At 70.1% G+C, this 14,624-nt stretch carries 14 protein-coding genes; 8 read left to right on the top strand and 6 right to left on the bottom strand.

Annotated features, from left to right (window positions below; genetic code table 11):
* Positions 1-41 precede the first annotated feature (41 nt).
* Positions 42-785 carry a hypothetical protein gene (locus ACIOSR_RS04025; protein WP_123570465.1) on the bottom strand — a complete coding sequence of 248 codons (744 nt, stop codon included), beginning with the start codon at positions 783-785 and terminating at the stop codon, positions 42-44.
* 189 nt (positions 786-974) lie between these two features.
* Between ACIOSR_RS04025 and ACIOSR_RS04020 the strand changes: the two genes are divergently transcribed.
* On the top strand, positions 975-2,174 hold the full coding sequence (locus ACIOSR_RS04020) for a DUF6177 family protein (RefSeq protein ID WP_200412281.1): 1,200 nt from the start codon (positions 975-977) through the stop codon (positions 2,172-2,174).
* A complete protein-coding gene (locus tag ACIOSR_RS04015) occupies positions 2,174-2,521 on the top strand; it encodes a hypothetical protein (protein WP_056046421.1) in 348 nt (115 codons plus the stop codon). The genes ACIOSR_RS04020 and ACIOSR_RS04015 overlap by 1 nt, the downstream gene beginning before the upstream one ends.
* Before the next feature lie 101 nt (positions 2,522-2,622).
* Here the strand turns inward: ACIOSR_RS04015 and ACIOSR_RS04010 are convergent, their stop codons facing one another.
* The 5 genes from ACIOSR_RS04010 to ACIOSR_RS03990 all read right to left on the bottom strand — a co-directional run bounded on the left by ACIOSR_RS04010 (position 2,623) and on the right by ACIOSR_RS03990 (position 7,482).
* The gene (locus ACIOSR_RS04010) at positions 2,623-3,378 is read right to left on the bottom strand and encodes a succinate dehydrogenase iron-sulfur subunit (protein ID WP_056046419.1); all 756 of its coding nucleotides are present in this window, start codon (positions 3,376-3,378) and stop codon (positions 2,623-2,625) included.
* 1 nt (position 3,379) lies between these two features.
* A complete protein-coding gene (sdhA, locus tag ACIOSR_RS04005; protein ID WP_056046417.1) occupies positions 3,380-5,188 on the bottom strand; it encodes a succinate dehydrogenase flavoprotein subunit in 1,809 nt (602 codons plus the stop codon).
* Between the two features lie 58 nt (positions 5,189-5,246).
* Positions 5,247-5,696, bottom strand: a complete 450-nt coding sequence (gene sdhD / locus ACIOSR_RS04000) for a succinate dehydrogenase, hydrophobic membrane anchor protein (RefSeq protein WP_056046415.1) — start codon at positions 5,694-5,696, stop codon at positions 5,247-5,249.
* A 4-nt stretch (positions 5,697-5,700) separates the two neighbouring features.
* Entirely contained in the window at positions 5,701-6,153 is a 453-nt protein-coding gene (gene sdhC / locus ACIOSR_RS03995; protein WP_082460414.1) for a succinate dehydrogenase, cytochrome b556 subunit, read from the bottom strand.
* A 186-nt stretch (positions 6,154-6,339) separates the two neighbouring features.
* Entirely contained in the window at positions 6,340-7,482 is a 1,143-nt protein-coding gene (locus ACIOSR_RS03990) for a glycosyltransferase family 4 protein (RefSeq protein ID WP_402751884.1), read from the bottom strand.
* A gap of 96 nt (positions 7,483-7,578) precedes the next feature.
* Here ACIOSR_RS03990 and ACIOSR_RS03985 point away from each other — a divergent pair, with 96 nt between their 5' ends.
* From ACIOSR_RS03985 to ACIOSR_RS03960, 6 genes are all read left to right on the top strand, one after another.
* Entirely contained in the window at positions 7,579-8,697 is a 1,119-nt protein-coding gene (locus ACIOSR_RS03985; RefSeq protein ID WP_123570462.1) for a mannose-1-phosphate guanylyltransferase, read from the top strand.
* Positions 8,698-8,864: 167 nt separating this feature from the next.
* Positions 8,865-9,950: a BMP family protein gene (locus ACIOSR_RS03980; RefSeq protein WP_159825424.1), complete on the top strand. Its 1,086-nt coding sequence runs from the start codon at positions 8,865-8,867 to the stop codon at positions 9,948-9,950.
* A 157-nt stretch (positions 9,951-10,107) separates the two neighbouring features.
* Positions 10,108-11,628 carry an ABC transporter ATP-binding protein gene (locus ACIOSR_RS03975; protein WP_402751883.1) on the top strand — a complete coding sequence of 507 codons (1,521 nt, stop codon included), beginning with the start codon at positions 10,108-10,110 and terminating at the stop codon, positions 11,626-11,628.
* Positions 11,625-12,899, top strand: coding sequence for an ABC transporter permease (locus ACIOSR_RS03970; RefSeq protein ID WP_402751882.1), 1,275 nt, complete (start codon positions 11,625-11,627; stop codon positions 12,897-12,899). Before ACIOSR_RS03975 ends, ACIOSR_RS03970 begins: the two co-directional genes overlap by 4 nt.
* Positions 12,896-14,185: an ABC transporter permease gene (locus ACIOSR_RS03965; protein WP_056046404.1), complete on the top strand. Its 1,290-nt coding sequence runs from the start codon at positions 12,896-12,898 to the stop codon at positions 14,183-14,185. The genes ACIOSR_RS03970 and ACIOSR_RS03965 overlap by 4 nt, the downstream gene beginning before the upstream one ends.
* Entirely contained in the window at positions 14,182-14,619 is a 438-nt protein-coding gene (locus ACIOSR_RS03960; RefSeq protein ID WP_233568359.1) for a cytidine deaminase, read from the top strand. Before ACIOSR_RS03965 ends, ACIOSR_RS03960 begins: the two co-directional genes overlap by 4 nt.
* The last annotated feature ends 5 nt before the right edge of the window (positions 14,620-14,624 follow it).

The raw sequence follows: 14,624 nt of genomic DNA, 5'->3' as shown, positions 1-14,624 counted from the left end.
GGTCGGGCCTCAGAACGGTCCGGCCTCAAGACCGTCCGGCTTCAGCGTGCCCCGGTCTCAGCGCGTCGTTCGTCGAGGTGGTCGGCCAGTTCGCCCCAGGCCACGACCACGTCGCGCAGCGCACCGGCCGTGCTCTCGTCGAGCACCGAGACGAGGCCACGAGGATCGTCGACGAGGACGAGCGCGCTCGATCTCGACAGCACCGCGTACGACGACGACCGGTCGCCGACGGGTGCGTTCGTGCCCCGCAGTTCGAGGTGCAGGCGACCCGACGACCGCGTGAGACGTGCCCGCACCGGATCGCCGTCCGAGGCGAAGAACTCGGCCAGCGCCTCCCGGTCGTCCGAGAGGACGTCACGCTCCCACCCGTTCTCGGCGAGCCGCGAGTCGGCACCGGCCACCGACTGCCAGAGGACGACCGACCTCTCGGTCGGGGAGGCTCCCGCACGCAGGCCGAAGCGCGCCTCCAGGTTGTCCGCGACGGCGGCGGACACCGCCGCGCGGTCGACCGACGGCGGCGGATCGAGCCGGTCCACCACGACCGCGGCCACGGCGTCCAGTTCGCGAGGCCAGGTCGACACCCGCGTCTCGTCGAGCAAGCGGTCGTGGTCGCCCGAGAGCAGGACCTTCTCGACGAGCTCGTCGAGGCGCGCGAGGGCCCGACCGAACTCCCGGTCGGCGGTGGGTCGGAGGGGCGGCCTCGTCCGGACGGCTGCCGCGAAGGCTCGTCGGCGTTCCCGCTGGTCGAGGGGGCGTTCGCCGTTGCGGTACGGGCGTCGTCTCACGAGATCGCTCGCGGACCGGGCCTGCAGGGCCGTCGGTCGAGGCGTCGGGCGTCGTTCATGGCAGGCCTCTCGAGGGTCGTTGGCGATGACGGGGACCCAGCCTAGGCCGCGTGGGCCGTCTCGGGCCGGGCTGGTCCGAGTCCGCCGTGCATCCGGTCACGGCCCTCCGCCACGGAGCAGAATCGACGGGTGGGCACCCCAATCCGACACCCGTTGGTCGACGCGATCTCGTCGCGCGCCGTCCGGGTCGACAGCAGGGCCCGCGTCGTCCGACTCAGTCGTCCGCTCGCGGACCTCCTCGGTCGACCCCCGACGAGTCGACGCGTCGTGCTCGTCACCAGCGAACGGTCGCGCCTCACCGTCGGCCTCCGGGCCGCCCTGGTCGCCGCCGGGGGCGTCTGGGCCGTGCACGACGACGAGGACCGTCTCCGGGACGGCCTCACGGGCCTGCCCTACGCCGACGTCGACGCCGCGGCCACCGAGCCCGACGCCTCGGTACCCGCCGCGCCGTCCGCCGGGTGGCTGCCCCTCATCGAGGACGCCGTCGACACCACCTGCCAGCTCAGCGTCGACCTCACGGTGCTCCACAGGGCGTCCCACGACACGAGCCTGGGAGGCGCGGTCGAGACCCTGGGAGCGGCCGTCTCGGGCGCCGTCCCGACCCGGTGGGGGGCGACCGAGCCCCTGGGCCACGCCTGGGACCGCTGGGTCCTCACCCAACACGCCCGTCACCAGGCTCCTGAGACCGTCCGGGTCGTCGTCGAGGGGCCGCACCTCTCGGCGACGATCACCGCACGGGTCACCGACCAGGGCATCGAGGAGACCACGGCGTTGACGGTCGACGTGACCGAGGGGACGCTCGACGACGCCATCGCCCGGCTGACCGACGCTCTCGGCCACATCGCCGAGTCGTCCCTGCCGACCTTCGCACTCGTCATCGCCCGCGAGGGCGAGTCCGATCGGTGCGTCCGGGCCGTGACCTACCCCCCGCCGAACCCGGTCGCCCTCTTGATCGGCGCACCGTCCGTGCGTCGGCTCGGCCTCGAACGCTCCGCCCTCGACGCCGAGCGTCCGGTCGTCGTGGTCGGCCGACCGCGCCTGCCCGCCTACGTCGTGCCGCTGGGTGACGAGGCCACGTCGGGCTGGAACGCTCTGCACCGCACGCTGGAGGCCGTCGGCCCCGAGAGGCTCGCCCAGCTCGTGGCCAGCCCTCTGCTCCAGGCGTGGGAGGAAGACCTGCACGAACTGGACCTGCTGCACGAGAGCACGGCCGAGGCCGAGGCCATGACCGAGACCGATGCCGGGACGGGCAGCCGGTCCGGCGACCAGGCAGGCATCGAGTCCCAGGCCGGAACCGAGCGTCCGCGTCCTGCCGAGGACGAGAGCTGATGCCCCGCGACATCACCATCCTGAGTCCGCACGTCTACGACCAGCTCGACCTCGCCACGGCGGCCCACGCCGTCGACGGTTCGCTGGGCGTGCGCGAGATCGACGGCGGCGACGCTCTCCAGGTGTTCGGGGCGGGTGGGGTTCCGCTCCTCACCGTCTACCAGGCGGCCGAACTGACCGAGGCGGACGAGGTCCACCGTCTGCTGCCCGACCCGCCCTCGGTGCCCCTCCCGGTGTTCTGGATCGACGCCGTCGCCCCGATGGGCGACGAAGGCGAGACCGGGGTGTCGGTCGCGCTCCGCCTCGCCCTCGGCCTCGAGGCCGCCTGCATCGTCGAGGACGACTGACCAGGTCGTCGACGTGCGTCCATGCGCCGCCGCGACCCGTCGTACGAGAGAGGGCCCGACCACGTGGTGGTCGGGCCCTCTCTCGTGGCGGTGGCTCGGTGTCAGGCCCGTCCGCGCAAGACGGCCTGCTTGACCTCGGCGATGGCCTGCGTCACCTGGATGCCGCGCGGGCAGGCCTCGGTGCAGTTGAAGGTGGTGCGGCAGCGCCACACGCCTTCTTTGTCGTTCAGGATGTCGAGGCGCACCTGCGCACCCTCGTCGCGCGAGTCGAAGATGAAGCGGTGCGCGTTGACGATGGCGGCCGGACCGAAGTACTGGCCGTCGGTCCAGAACACCGGGCAGCTCGACGTGCAGGCGGCGCAGAGGATGCACTTGGTCGTGTCGTCGAAGCGCTCGCGCTGGGTGGCGCTCTGCAGGCGCTCCTTCTCGGGCTTGGACGAGGCCATGAGGAACGGCTGGATCTCACGGTACGACTGGAAGAAGGGCTCCATGTCCACGACGAGGTCCTTCTCGAGGGGAAGGCCCTTGATCGCTTCGACGTAGATCGGCTGCGAGATGTCGAGGTCCTTGATCAGCGTCTTGCAGGCCAACCGGTTGCGACCGTTGATGCGCATCGCGTCGGAGCCGCAGACGCCATGGGCGCACGAACGACGGAAGGTCAGCGAACCGTCCTGCTCCCACTTGATCTGGTGCAGGGCGTCGAGCACTCGGTCCGTCGGCAGCACCTGGACGTCGAAGTCCTGCCAGCGGGGCTCGTCGTCGACCTCGGGGTCGAACCGACGGATGATCAGGGTCGCCGTGAACGTGGGGACGGCGTCGGCGCCCTGGGGCTTGTTCTCGAGGACAGCGGTGCTCATGTCAGTACTTCCGTTCCATCGGCTGGTAGTTCGTGATCACGACGGGTTTGGTGTCGAGGCGGATGTGGTCGCCGGCCAGGGACGAGTGGGCGTCGCCCGTCAGGTACGCCATCGTGTGGACGAGCCAGTTCTCGTCGTCGCGCGTGGGGTAGTCCTCGCGGAAGTGCCCCCCGCGGCTCTCTTGACGCGACCGAGCCGAGTAGACGACGACCTCGGCGAGGTCGAGCAGGAAGCCCAGCTCGATGGCCTCGAGCAGGTCGGTGTTGAAGCGCTTGCCCTTGTCCTGCACCGAGATGTTCTTGAACCGGTCGCGGAGGTCGGCGATCACGTGGGTGACCTCGTCGAGGGTCTCTTCGGTACGGAACACCTGGGCGTTGCGGTCCATGCTGTCCTGCAGCTCCTTGCGCAGCGTCGCGATGCGCTCGGTGCCCGTGGCGTTGCGGACGTCCTCGACGAGACCGCGCACGAAGCCGGCCGGATCGTCGGGCAGCGGCACGAAGGGTGCGTCCTTCACGTACTCGACGGCGTTGTTGCCGGCGCGCTTGCCGAAGACGTTGATGTCGAGCAGCGAGTTCGTGCCGAGGCGGTTCGAGCCGTGCACGCTGACGCAGGCGCACTCGCCGGCGGCGTAGAGGCCCGGCACGACCGTCGTGTTGTCGCGGAGCACCTCGGCCTTGACGTTCGTCGGGATGCCACCCATGGCGTAGTGGGCGGTCGGCAGCACGGGGACGGGCTCGGTGTAGGGCTCGACGCCGAGGTAGGTGCGGGCGAACTCCGTGATGTCCGGCAGCTTGGCGTCGATCACGGCCGGGTCGAGGTGGGTGATGTCGAGGTAGACGTAGTCCTTGTGCGGTCCGGCCCCACGGCCCTCGCGGATCTCGGTCGCCATGCAGCGCGCGACGATGTCGCGGGGCGCCAGGTCCTTGATGGTGGGGGCGTAGCGCTCCATGAAGCGCTCGCCCTCGCTGTTGCGCAGGATCGCGCCCTCACCGCGGGCGGCCTCGCTCAGCAGGATGCCGAGCCCGGCGAGGCCGGTCGGGTGGAACTGGAAGAACTCCATGTCCTCGAGCGGCAGGCCCTTGCGCCAGATGATGCCCACGCCGTCGCCGGTCAGGGTGTGCGCGTTGGACGTCGTCTTGTAGATCTTGCCGAAGCCGCCGGTGGCGAAGATGACGGCCTTGCCCTGGAACACGTGCAGGTCGCCGGTCGAGAGCTCGTAGGCGATCACGCCGGCCGGGCGCTCTTCTCCGTCGATCTCTCCCATGATGAGGTCGAGGACGTAGAACTCGTTGAAGAAGTTGATGCCGTGCTTGACGCAGTTCTGGTAGAGCGTCTGGAGGATCATGTGACCCGTGCGGTCGGCCGCGTAGCAGGCTCGCCGGACGGGGTTCTTGCCGTGCTCGGCCGTGTGGCCGCCGAAGCGACGCTGGTCGATCTTGCCCTCGGGGGTGCGGTTGAACGGCAGCCCCATGTTCTCGAGGTCGAGGACGGCGTCGATCGCCTCTTTGGCGAGGATCTCGGCGGCGTCCTGGTCGACGAGGTAGTCGCCGCCCTTGACGGTGTCGAACGTGTGCCACTCCCAGTTGTCGTCCTCGACGTTGGCGAGGGCCGCGGCCATGCCGCCCTGGGCCGCACCGGTGTGCGAACGGGTCGGGTACAGCTTCGAGATCACCGCGGTGCTGGCGTTCGGGCCGGCCTCGATGGCCGCCCTCATGCCCGCACCCCCGGCCCCGACGATGACGATGTCGTGCTGGTGGTAGTGGACGCCGTCGACGACGGTGCTGGCGGGGGCGGGGGAGGGTGTGGTCACGGTTCTTTCCGGTGGGGGACGTGCGGCCGGTGGCCGGAGTGGACGGTGGGCCGGGTGGCTAGCCGGCGGTGCAGAACGACGGCAGCAGGTCGGCCGGGGCGTTCGCGGGGCACGGGTCGAACGTGTAGATCACGAGCGTGCCGAGGACGAGCAGGACGACGGTCGAGGTGACGAGCGTGACGAGCAGGACCTTGCGCACCGTCGGCTTCGAGACGTAGTCGTTGACGATCGTCCGCATGCCGTTCGTGCCGTGGATCAGCGCGAGCCAGAGGAGGAGGGTGTCGTAGACCTGCCAGAACGGGCTGGCCCACTTGCCGGCCACGAAGGCGAAGTCGATGGCCTTGACGCCGCCCTCGCTCGCGAGCAGGTTGATGAACAGGTGGCCGAACACGAGCACGACGAGCAGCAGGCCGCTGGCACGCATGTAGATCCAGCCCCACTTCTCGTAGTTGGTGGAGCGCTGGGCCGCACGGGCCGAGCGCGGGGCTTCGACGGTCTGGGTGGTCATGGCTCTACTCCGAGAAGACGTTCATCAGGTGGCGCGGGGCGAAGCCGGCGAACAGGACCACGGCGAGGCCGATGACGACCCAGAACATGACGCGCTGGTACTTGGTGCCGGGGCCCCAGAAGTCGATGAGGATGATCCGCAGGCCGTTCAGGGCGTGGAACAGGATCGCGGCGACGAGGCCGGTCTCGCCGAGCCCCATGATCGGGTTCTTGTAGGTCCCGATCACCGCGTTGTAGGCCTCGGGGCTGATCCGCACCAGGGCGGTGTCGAGGATGTGCACCAGCAGGAAGAAGTAGATGCTCACGCCGGTGATGCGGTGGAGGACCCACGACCACATGCCTTCACGGCCCCGGTAGAGGGTGCCGGCGATCTTCCCGGGCGCCTTGGGCGCACTGATCTTCGGTGCACCCGGTCTGCCTGCCGGTGATGCGACCGTTCGCGTCGACTGCTCGGCCATGAGCACTTCTCCTCGCGGATGGGGCGGACGACGCTCTCGCTCGATCGGTACGAGGGACAGCCGTGTCCGCTGGTGGCGTTCTCAGAACCTGTCCAGTCTATGTTCCCGCCGAGTGCGGACGCGGCCCCGCCCCTCCGAAGTCGTTCGACGTCGAGACAAGACGGACCCGTCGGCCCGGCCCCGCGATCAGCGGACGGAGGCGCGCTCCGCCCCGTCGCGGACGCTCGCCATCGCCCGTCGGTAGTGCTCGACGAGCTCGTCGCCGAGCGTCTCCCACGTGCGTCCGACGACCGCCCGCCTGCCGGCCTCGCCGAAGCGGGCCCGCAGCTCGTCCGAGAGGACCAGGGTGCGGACGCTCCGGCGGAGCGAGTGGTCGTGGCGGGGCTCGAAGAGGAACCCGTCGACCCCGTGCCGCACCAGGTCGAGGGGCCCGCCCGCGGCCGGGGCCACGACCGGCAGTCCGCTGGCGTGGGCCTCCTGGACGGTCTGACCGAAGGTCTCGGTCGAGCCGGTGTGCACGAACACGTCGAGCGCCGCATAGGCGTCCGCGAGGTGCTCGCCGTGCAGAGGGCCGGTGAACACCGGGTCGAGCTGTCGCAGGCGGCGGCGGAGGGCGGGCAGTGAGGGGCCGCCCCCGACGACCACGAGGCGGGCCTCCCGCAGGGGGCGCAGGGCGGCCAGCCGCTCGACCTGTTTCTCGGGGGCCAGTCGGCCCACGTAGCCGACGAGCACCTGGTCGGATGCGCCCCAGGACTCCCGCAGGGCGCGCACCGCGTCGCCCGACTTGCGGTTCGGGTGGAACAGGGCCGAGTCGACTCCTCGCCCCCAGGTCGCGAGCCGGCCCACGCCGGCCGTCTCGAGGTCCCGCAAGGAGGCGCGCGAGGGGACCAGCGTCGTCGTGGCCTGGTCGTGGATGCGGCGGACGAGCCGCCAGGCGACGGTCGAGCCGAGCCCGAGGCCGTTGGTCCCCGCGTACCGGGCGACGTCGGTCTGGAAGACGGCGACCGAGGGCACGCCCAGGCGTGCCGCCGCGGCGATGGCCTGGGCGCCGAGCAGGAACGGCGAGGCGACGTGCACGACGTCGGGTCGGAACCCGGCGATGGCGGCCGCGACCTGCGGGTTCGGCAGACCGACCGGGAACTGGCGGTAGGCCACGGACGGCACCCGGTGGACGGGGAAGCCGGCGTAGCTCGTGGTCCCGCGGCCGGCCGGGGCGATGACCATGGCCTCGTGTCCGCGTCGGGCCAGGTGGTCGAGCACGCGCAGCACGCTCGTGGTGACCCCGTTGACGGTGGGTAGGAAGCTCTCGGTCACGATCACGACTCGCATCGGTCCTCCTCGGACTGCTCGTGCTGCGAGCCTCGACGGCGACGGTGGCGCGAGGGGATCGGAGGCATGGAGGAGGGGCGTCGATAAGGTGAACTCATGACGATCCAGGAAAGCCTCGACCGGTTCTACAGCATCATCCCGGCGGGTGGCATCGGGTCCCGTCTCTGGCCGCTCAGCCGCGCCGACGCGCCCAAGTTCCTGCACGACCTCACCGGCAGCGGGTCGACCCTGCTGCGCGGCACCTGGGACCGCCTCGCCCCGCTCAACGGCGACCAACGCATCATGGTGGTCACCGGGCGGGCACACCGAGCCGCGGTCGAGTCGCAGCTTCCCGGCCTCGCCGACCACAACGTCGTCCTCGAGAGCGAGCCGAAGGACAGCACCGCGGCCATCGGCCTCGCGGCCGCCGTCCTCCGTCGTCGTGAGCCGGACGTCATCATCGGCTCGTTCGCCGCCGACCACGTCATCGCCGACACCCGCGGTTTCGGTCGGGCCGTCCGCGAGGCCATCGTCGCCGCCGACGAGGGCTACATCGCCACGATCGGCATCACCCCCACCGAACCCGCGATCGGGTTCGGCTACATCCACGTCGGCGCACCGCTCGACATCGAGGGCGCACCGAGCGCCCGCACGGTCGAGTCGTTCGTCGAGAAGCCCGACCTCGAGACGGCCGAGCGCTACGTCTCCGGCGGCGACTACCTCTGGAACGGCGGCATGTTCATCTCGCGGGCCGACCGGTTGCTCGAGCAGCTGGGCGAGACCCGTCCCGACCTGCTCGAGGGCATCGAAGAGCTCGCGGCGGCGTGGGACACCCCGAAGCGCGGCGCCGTCGTCGACAAGGTGTGGCCCGGCCTCGAGAAGATCGCCATCGACTACACCGTGGCCGAACCAGCCGCCGCGGCGGGCCGGCTTGCCGTCGTGCCGGGCGACTTCGACTGGGACGACGTCGGCGACTTCGCGTCCATCGCCAAGCTGCACGCCGGCGGTCGCAAGAGCGACCTGGCCATCCTCGGCGAGAACGCCCGCGTGCTCGCCGACAGCTCGAGCGGCATCGTCGTCGGCAACAGCGGCCGGCTGATCTCGCTGATCGGCGTCAACGACATCATCGTGGTCGACACCCCCGACGCCCTGCTCGTCACGACGACGGCGAACGCCCAACGCGTCAAGGGCGTCGTGGACGCCCTCAAGCTGAGCGGTCGCAGCGACGTCCTCTGACCCGCTCCGGGACCGTGGACGTTTCGTGCTCGTTACGTCGTGGTCGCGACTGTGTAACGCCTCGGCATCACTACCACCCGTCGGTCGGAGGCGCTCGTCACAGTAGGTAACCTGTCAGCCATACCCACCCGGCGCGCTTCGTGCCGGGCTGCACCCTGGAGGACAACTTGACTACAACTGCGCGCAAGGCCGTGCTCAGCGGCCTCGCCCTGGCGAGCACCGCCGTCATCCTGGCCGGCTGTGCCTCGGCCCCCGAGAGCGGCTCTGGCTCGACCAGCGGCGCCTCGAGCGACTTCGTCCCTTGCATGGTCTCCGACGCCGGCGGCTTCGACGACAAGTCGTTCAACCAGCTCGGCTACGAGGGCCTGACCGAGGCCGCGAAGACCATCGGGTCCACGCCCAAGACGGTCGAGTCGGCCGACGAGACGGTCTACGACGCCAACCTGTCGAACCTCGCCGACCAGGGCTGCAACCTGATCGTCACGGTCGGCTTCGCGCTCGCCGACGCCACCAAGTCGGCGGCCGAGGCGAACTCGGGCATCAACTACGCCACCATCGACGACTCGTCGATCACGGCCGACAACGTGCAGCCGATCACCTTCAACACGTCCGAGGCCGCGTTCCTCGCGGGCTACGCGGCGGCGAGCTACTCGAAGACCGGCGTCGTCGGCACCTTCGGCGGCATGCAGTTCCCGACCGTCACCATCTTCATGGACGGCTTCGCCGACGGCGTGAAGTACTACAACGAGCAGAAGAGCGAGGACGTCAAGGTCGTCGGCTGGGACGTCGACGCCCAGAACGGCACCTTCACCGGTGGCTTCGAGGCCGGCACCACGGCCAAGCAGAGCGCCCAGACCCTGATCGACCAGAACGCCGACGTCATCCTGCCGGTCGGTGGCCCGATCTACCAGAGCGCCGCCGAGGCGATCCGCGACTCCGGCAAGGACGTCGTCCTGGTCGGTGCCGACAGCGACACCTACGAGACCGACAGCGCCAACAAGGACCTCTTCCTCACCTCGGTGCTCAAGGGCATCAAGCAGGCGACCGACGCGGTCGTCACGCAGGCCAGCGAGGACAAGTTCTCGAGCACGCCCTACGTGGGCACGCTCGAGAACGACGGCGTCGGCATCGCCCCGTTCCACGACTACGCCGACAAGGTCGACTCCGGTCTGCAGGACGAGCTCGACACCATCAAGGCCGGCATCATCGACGGCTCGATCGAGGTCGAGTCCCCGTCGGCGCTCACCAGCTGACGAAAGCACCTCCCGTCATCGATTAGCATCGACTGACCCAGGGCCGGGAGCGACGGTCACCCCGTCGCTCCCGGCCCTCTCAACGCCCGTGGGCGGGCCGCCGACCCGGTGCCGCCCGTCCCCACCCGAATGCCTAGACCCGAGGTAGCCACCTGAGATGAAGCTCGAACTGCGGGGCATCACCAAGCGATTCGGCGCGCTGACCGCCAACGACCACATCAGCCTGACCGTCGAGCCCGGCGAGATCCACTGCCTGCTCGGCGAGAACGGTGCCGGCAAGTCCACGCTGATGAACGTGCTCTACGGGCTCTACCAGGCCGACGAGGGCGAGATCCTGCTCGACGACGCCGTCCAGCACTTCTCGGGTCCGGGCGACGCCATGGGCGCCGGAATCGGCATGGTCCACCAGCACTTCATGCTGGTGCCCGTCTTCACCGTCGCCGAGAACGTCATGCTCGGCCACGAAGAGACCAGGTCCGGCGGCCGGCTCGACCTCGCCGCGGCCCGCGCCAAGGTGCGAGAGATCAGCAGCCGGTTCGGCTTCGACATCGACCCCGACGCCCTCGTCGAAGAGCTGCCCGTCGGTGTGCAGCAACGCGTCGAGATCATCAAGGCCCTGTCCCGTGACGCCAAGGTGCTCGTGTTCGACGAGCCCACCGCCGTGCTCACGCCGCAGGAGACCGACGAGCTCATGGTGATCATGCGTCAGCTGCGTGACGCCGGCACCGCCATCGTCTTCATCACCCACAAGCTGCGCGAGGTGCGCGAGGTCGCCACCCGCATCACCGTCATCCGACTCGGCACGGTCGTCGGCGAGGCCGAACCGACCGCCTCGAACGCCGAGCTCGCCTCGCTCATGGTCGGTCGCGCCGTCGAGCTCACCGTCCAGAAGTCCCCCGCCGAAGCCGGCGAGCCCGCCCTGGTGGTCGAGAACCTCCGGGTGGTCGACCCCATCGGACAGGTCGTCGTGGACGACGTCTCGTTCGAGGTCCGCCGGGGCGAGATCCTCGCCATCGCCGGCGTCCAGGGCAACGGCCAGACCGAACTCACCGAGGCCATCCTCGGCCTCCAGCCCCGGGTCGAAGGGCGGGTCTCCCTGGACGGGCGCGACATCACGGGCCGCAGCGTGCGCCAGGTCCTCGACGCGGGCGTCGGTTTCGTCCCCGAGGACCGCAACCAGGACGGCCTCGTCGGCGAGTTCACCGTGGCCGAGAACCTCATGCTCGACCGCTCGCAGTCCGGTCCCTTCGTGAAGCGCGGCTCGCTCAAGCTCGCCGAGCTCGCGGCGTTCGCCGTGGCCAAGGTGAAGGAGTTCGACATCCGCACCCAGGGCATCACGACGCCTGCCGGCCGCCTCTCGGGCGGCAACCAGCAGAAGGTCGTTCTGGCGCGCGAGCTCAGCCGCGACCTGCGGCTCTTCGTGGCCGCCCAGCCCACCCGCGGCATCGACGTCGGGTCGATCGAGTTCGTGCACAAGCGCATCGTCGAGACCCGCGACCAGGGGGTGCCCGTCATCGTCGTCTCGACCGAGCTCGACGAGGTCGCCGCCCTGGCCGACCGCATCGCCGTGATGTACCGCGGCACCATCGTCGGCATCGTGCCGGCGGACACCCCTCGCGACGTGCTGGGGCTCATGATGGCCGGCGAGATGCCGCAGGGAACGGAGCAGGCAGCGTGAGCGACGCCACGACCACCACGACGGGCCCGGGCACGCCACCCGCCCCGTCGTCACCGGAGTCGACCGAGGGACGCGGCTCGCGCCTCCTGAGAGAGATCACGACCGGCAACGCCGCCATCTCGGTGCTCGCCGTCGTGTTGGCGCTCGTCGTCTCGGGCCTCCTCATCGGGTTCACCGACACCACGGTGCAGGGCACGCTGGGCTACTTCTTCTCGCGCCCGGCCGACTTCTTCCAGGCGTTCTGGACCGCGGTCGGCGGGTCGTACTCGTCGCTGTTCCAGGGCGCGATCTACAACTTCCGGGTCGACGGCTTCGCGGCGGGCATCCGTCCGCTGACCGAGACGCTGAACTACGCCGTGCCCCTCATCGCCGCGGGCCTCGGCGTCGCGGTCACGTTCCGCGTGGGCCTGTTCAACATCGGTGCCCGCGGGCAGATGCTGATGGCCTCGGCCGCCGCCGGCTGGGTGGGCTTCTCCTTCCACCTGCCGCTCGCCGTGCACCTTCCCCTCGCCCTCGCCGCCGGCATCGCCGCGGGTGCCCTGTGGGGCGGCATCGTGGGCCTGCTCAAGGCCCGCACCGGCGCCCACGAGGTGATCCTCACGATCATGCTCAACTACATCGCCTTCTACCTGTTGGCCTTCATGTTGCGGACGCAGGGCCTGCTGCAGGCTCCGGGCAGCGCGAACCCCAAGTCGCCCGCCACGCTCGACACGGCGATCCTGCCCGACCTGTTCGGCGCCCGGTACAACCTCAACTGGGGCTTCGTGCTGGTCATCGTGATCACCGCCGTCGTCTGGTGGCTGATCAACCGGTCGACGCTCGGCTTCCGGTTCCGTGCCGTCGGCGAGAACCCGCACGCAGCCCGCACGGCCGGCATGAACGTCAAGAACATCTACCTCTACGCGATGCTCATCTCGGGTGCGCTCGCGGGCGTCGCCGGGTCGACCCAGGTGCTCGGCACGCTGACCAGCGGCTTCACCTCGGGCATCGACGCCGGCATCGGCTTCGACGCGATCACGGTCGCGCTGCTCGGTCGTTCGCGGCCGTGGGGAGTGTTCGGCGCCGGCGTCCTCTTCGGCGCGCTCAAGGCCGGCGGGTACTCGATGCAGGCCGCCAACGGCGTGCCGATCGACATCGTGCTCGTCGTGCAGTCCCTCATCGTGTTGTTCGTGGCCGCGCCCCCGCTGGTCCGAGCGATCTTCCGTCTGCCGGCCCCGGGCCTCCGCCCGGTGCGCAAGGCCTCGAACAAGGAGGCGGTGGTCACCAAGTGAGCACGCTCACCCCCGACACCGCGGTCCCCGCCGCGCCGTCGCCCGACCTGGCGCGGGCCTCCTCCCGCAGCCTCAAGGCCCCGATCGCGTTCGCGATCTTCACGGTCGTGGCCGCCGTGCTGTTCCTCGGCCTCGCCCGGGACGGCGAGAGCACCTTCCGCCTGTCGACGACGACGGACTTCTTCGCCCTGCCCGACGCGGTCCTGCCGGCGGCCGGCACCGGCATCGTGCTGACGGTGCTCCTGGCCGTCATCACGGTGGTCGCGGTGCTGCGCGCCGTCCGCTTCGAGAAGGTGCCGATCTGGCTGATCGCCGTGTTCGGCGTCCTCTTCCTGCTCGGCTTCCTCACGTGGGCGAGCGCCGGTCAGACCATCCCGGTGCCCGGTCTGCTGCTCGGCGCCCTCGCACTCAGCACCCCGCTGATCTTCGGTGCCCTCGGCGGCGTCATCAGCGAGCGGGTCGGTGTCGTCAACGTCGCGATCGAGGGGCAGTTGCTCGCGGGCGCCTTCGTCTCGGCCATGGTCGCCTCGGCGACCGGGTCGGCCTACGTCGGCCTGGTCGGGGCGATGATCGCGGGCGTGCTCGTGTCGATGGTCCTGGCGGTGTTCAGCATCCGCTACATCGTCGACCAGGTCATCGTCGGCGTCGTGCTCAACGTGCTCGTCACGGGCCTCACCAGCTTCCTGTACTCGCAGGTGCTGTCGAAGTCCGAGTCGCTGAACCGCGGCGTGCGGTTCCCGCAGCTCGACATCCCGGTCCTCAGCCAGATCCCGATCGTCGGGCCGGTCTTCTTCCGTCAGACGATCATCGTCTACCTGATGTACATCGCGATCGCGGTCGTGTTCTACGGTCTCTTCCGCACGCGGTGGGGGCTGCGCCTCCGTTCGGTGGGCGAGCACCCGCAGGCGGCCGACACCGTCGGCATCAAGGTCAACGCCACCCGGTTCTGGAACGTCTCCCTCGCGGGGGCGATCGCCGGCCTCGGCGGGGCGTACTTCACGCTCGGTTCGCTCGGCAACTTCCAGAAAGAGATGACGGCGGGCGCGGGCTTCATCGCCCTGGCCGCGGTCATCTTCGGTCGGTGGGACCCGATCCGGGCCACGCTCGCCGCGCTGCTGTTCGGCTTCGCGAGCAACCTGCAGAACGTGCTCGGGGCCATCGGTTCGCCGGTGCCCAGCGAGTTCATGCTCATGCTGCCGTACGTCGTGACGATCTTCGCGGTCGCCGGCCTGGTCGGGCAGTCCCGGGGCCCCGCGGCCTCGGGCAAGCCCTACATCAAGTCGTGACGGGCCGCAGCAGCGAGTCCGTGCTCGCCGAGACCGACTGGGACGCCCTCCGCGGAGCGGCTCGCGACGCCATGCGCAAGGCGTACGTCCCCTACTCGAACTTCCCCGTGGGTGCTGCAGCCGTCACGGACGACGGTCGCATCGTCTCGGGCTGCAACGTCGAGAACGCCTCGTACGGCATCACCCTCTGCGCCGAGTGCTCATTGGTGTCCGACCTCGTCATGTCAGGAGGGGGCCGTCTGGTCGCCTTCGCCTGCGTCGACGGCAACGGCGGGGTCCTGATGCCCTGCGGGCGGTGCCGTCAGCTGCTCTACGAACACTCCGACGAAGCCATGGTCCTCGACACCGTCTCGGGCTTCAAGACCATCGACGAGGTCATCCCCGACGCGTTCGGACCGCGGCAGCTCGAGGCGTACCGCGCCTCGCAGGGCTGACCGCG

The sequence above is a fragment of the Frigoribacterium sp. NPDC087798 genome (assembly GCF_044742985.1).
In the GTDB taxonomy this organism is placed as follows: Bacteria; Actinomycetota; Actinomycetes; order Actinomycetales; family Microbacteriaceae; genus Frigoribacterium.
This window is presented reverse-complemented; position numbering and strand designations above follow the sequence as displayed.